This is a genomic window from Mesorhizobium delmotii (assembly GCF_900149755.1).
Taxonomy (GTDB): Bacteria; Pseudomonadota; Alphaproteobacteria; order Rhizobiales; family Rhizobiaceae; genus Mesorhizobium; species Mesorhizobium delmotii.
Genome location: NZ_FUIG01000065.1, coordinates 1 through 3,164, shown reverse-complemented (window position 1 = coordinate 3,164; position 3,164 = coordinate 1). Strand labels below are relative to the sequence as shown.

General features: G+C 56.9%; 5 protein-coding genes. 3 read left to right on the top strand and 2 right to left on the bottom strand.

Going from position 1 to position 3,164, the window contains the following annotated elements; genetic code table 11:
- Positions 1-385: 385 nt before the first annotated feature.
- Positions 386-586, bottom strand: a complete 201-nt coding sequence (locus tag BQ8482_RS32285; RefSeq protein ID WP_077380193.1) for a hypothetical protein — start codon at positions 584-586, stop codon at positions 386-388.
- Between the two features lie 404 nt (positions 587-990).
- On the opposite strand from BQ8482_RS32285, the gene BQ8482_RS32280 reads away from it, so the two are divergent.
- The 3 genes from BQ8482_RS32280 (at position 991) to BQ8482_RS32270 (ending at position 2,316) form a co-directional block, all read left to right on the top strand.
- The gene (locus BQ8482_RS32280; RefSeq protein WP_133254877.1) at positions 991-1,440 is read left to right on the top strand and encodes a hypothetical protein; all 450 of its coding nucleotides are present in this window, start codon (positions 991-993) and stop codon (positions 1,438-1,440) included.
- A gap of 149 nt (positions 1,441-1,589) precedes the next feature.
- A complete protein-coding gene (locus tag BQ8482_RS32275; protein ID WP_123151241.1) occupies positions 1,590-2,042 on the top strand; it encodes a Ros/MucR family transcriptional regulator in 453 nt (150 codons plus the stop codon).
- 76 nt (positions 2,043-2,118) lie between these two features.
- A complete protein-coding gene (locus tag BQ8482_RS32270; protein ID WP_077380199.1) occupies positions 2,119-2,316 on the top strand; it encodes a hypothetical protein in 198 nt (65 codons plus the stop codon).
- Between the two features lie 411 nt (positions 2,317-2,727).
- On the opposite strand, the gene BQ8482_RS32260 is transcribed toward BQ8482_RS32270, so the two are convergent.
- Positions 2,728-3,093: a 4a-hydroxytetrahydrobiopterin dehydratase gene (locus BQ8482_RS32260; protein ID WP_077380203.1), complete on the bottom strand. Its 366-nt coding sequence runs from the start codon at positions 3,091-3,093 to the stop codon at positions 2,728-2,730.
- Positions 3,094-3,164 lie beyond the last annotated feature (71 nt).

Here is a 3,164-nt window from a genome sequence, read left to right as displayed (position 1 = left end):
TGTTACCGGCGCTTTTGGCCGTCAGAAAGGCGGAGCTATAAGCAATTTTATTGTAATTCATCCATCTTAATTTTGCCGACAGCAGGCTATATTAATCCGCAATGACGAACCAAACCTATTGAGCCTTGATTGAATGTGCATCGAGACATATATACAGATCGCGAGGATTTGGCCGATTTGGCTTTCGCGGTCCCGATCGACATAGGTCCGCGACCTTCGACCCGCCATGAAGCACCGAATTTTCCGACAGCGAATGTATAGCGCTTATTCGGCGCGCATGTCGCTCTGTTGGAGCCTTTGAACCACGGCGCTGACCACGGATGTACTGGCGCTGACCACGGATGTACTGGCAGCATTGGGATCTTTCCGGGGGCGCTTCTGGCCTTTAGGTTGGCTTGGCAACGTCGTCGCCCTCCACGGCACGCTCAAGATCATCCAGTTCGGTCAAAGTGCCGTCGCTGGCATAGATGTGGAATTTGATATTCCCCGCTTTGAGTTCGCGCGCTTGGTTTACGGCCTGCCTGCTGGACAAGTCATTGACCATCAGGACGTTCGGCTCCTTACCGAGCTTTATGGAATAACTCATTGCCCCTGCTCCTGCTCCTATGCATTGCCCTAAGCATATAGGAGCGGGGCCGGAAGCGACAACGGCGCGGTGCGGGATGTGCTCTCTGCGGATCGCGATGAAAAATCCCCGTCCGCGAAGCATGATCTCTTGACATCCATGCCGCATGGCGAACTCGTCGAGCAGGCCAGCCAGCCGCCGGCCGCAGCCGCTGGCTCCTCTCCCAGGTACGATGCCGGTGCCAAGCTAGCCACGCCCCCCTGTGGTGAGCTTAAATCAAACCCGCTGCCCTCCCCCTCCGGCAGCGGGTTTTTTTATCATCTGGACCTAGTTTGATAACCCGCGATCAGGCCAGCGTTCACGACGAGGTAGGCGCGAATTGGCGCCGAGTTATTAAACGGGCAGCGCAGGTAGAATCGACTCGTATGTACGGAACCGACACACTATATGCGGAGGGTCGCCGTGACCTTCATGGCAAGCCGGCGATTGGAAGAGTCGATCACGCTTTCGCCCAACAAGGGAGAAGCGATTTGAGCTTCAACCGGGTAGCGGATCCAACGCAGCTTTCAATGCTGGCCACAGTGGTGGACGAATATTGCCATCAGGCTGGGATAGCAGTTGGCGATCCGGCCAGGGAGCGTATTGGCCGTCACATCATCGAGTTATTCCGAAGCGGCATGGATAAGCCAGACGAGTTGTTGTTGGCCTTAGACCATCACTACGACGAGTGGCTTGGTGAGGGTGGCCTGCCGTCGTCTCGTGCCGAGCAAGCCGCATCGCTGGCCTCTGACGCTGCTCCCTCCCCTGCGGATCACCCGTCGATGTCGCCGCTACGCTTCCCTCAGCGAAAAACCCTGAAGAAGCGGGGCTTCTAGCTTTCCGGAAGTGGCCGCTACTACCGCATACCGCCACGACACAACTGCGTGTTAAACAGCAGGCAGTCATGGCACGGCGCCGAGCCGAGCAGGACGTCCACCAACGCCTCGCCTAGTCTCGGTTAGGAACAGCAAAAGGATTTGATGAATTGACCGAAGAAGCCGACCGTCGCGCTGCCGAGCTAGCTGAACTTACTGCCGATGTTGTAGCTGCGTTCGTGAGCAACAACTCGGTGCCCGTCGCTGGACTGCCGGATCTGATAGCATCAGTTCACTCGTCGCTTTCGAATCTTAGCCAGCCGACGATAGTTGAACAGCGGCCGCTCGTCCCCGCCGTCAATCCGAAGAAATCGGTTACCCCAGACTTCATTACCTGCCTTGAAGACGGCAAGAAATTCAAATCGTTCAAGCGGCATCTAGCCACCCACCATGGCATGACCCCCGCCGAATTTCGAAGCAAGTGGGACTTGCCGGGGGACTACCTTATGACGGCGCCCAACTACGCCGCCCAGCGCTCGGAACTGGCGAAGTCTATTGGGCTAGGCCGCAAGGCTGCCGCGCCTGTCGAGAAGGTGCCTGCAAAACGGAAAGCAAAAGCGTAAGGTCCTCCAATGTGGCCGCGTTGAGCGCGACTCAATCGCGGTCATGTGCTAAGTTTCCACGCTGGAGATGGAACAAATGGAGCGGCAGCCACTGCCCAGGATGAACGACAACGGCAAGGCGGACGATCAATTAGCCGCGATGGTTGCTGCCTTCTTCGCTTCGATCAATGACCTAGATGCCCCGGCTGATCTACTGGCTGCTTTCCGTGAAAAGGTAAACCGCGCCAAAGATCGAAACAACGGCAGCAGCCGACACGCTCCTGACGTTGAATGACTAAGCCGCCCGCTCTTGCCGACAGGTCTATTTCCGCGACCGCGCAATGACTGGGCGCTTCTGGCCTTTAGGTCCGGTCGGCATCTTTGAGGGCCTTCATGGTGCTTTCGATAGTTCCGTCGACCTTGAGGGTATGTCCCTCATCGAAGATTATGTGCGTAATCGTATGTGTCGCGTCCGGTCGCATAAACCGAATTTGTTCGGGGTTCACCCAAACGATGGTCTGTGTATCCACGTTAACAAATCGGCAGAACTGCGCCATGAAACCACCTATGCATTGCGCTAAGCATATAGGAGTTTGGGCCTGCTTCCCGGCTCGGGCTCGATAACCGTGATCTGAGTTACGGGCTGATTGTCGGTTCGGATGTGTGGCATAACGACCTCGCTTGATTGGCAATGGATTTTGCCGTGTCACCGCTGGCGGTCGAGGGGCCGGCCCGAGCGATCGAACACCCGGTCGATCTTGCTCGCCATGATGAAATCGTTCTCGTGCAGTCCTTTGATCTTCTTGGTGCTCAGGGAAACCGTCACATAACCCCAGCCGAAGCTGATGTCGGGGTGATGGCCCTCGGTTTCGGCGAGCTCACCGATCTCCTGAACAAGGGCGAGCGCGTCCCCGAAATTGCGGCATCGAAAGCTCCGCTGGATGCGGTGGGCATCGTCACCCAGCTCCCAATCAGGAGCCTGAGCCTGGAAGCGTTGGGCTTCATCACGCGTGAGTGGCGGGACGCCGCCGCGACAAGGCGTACATGTTTTCTCGGCAAGAGTGTCGGTCATGTTCTTGTCTCCAAGACCATTTTTAGCAGCAAATACGACAGCGACCAGCCTATCGATCGATCTCCCCGAAC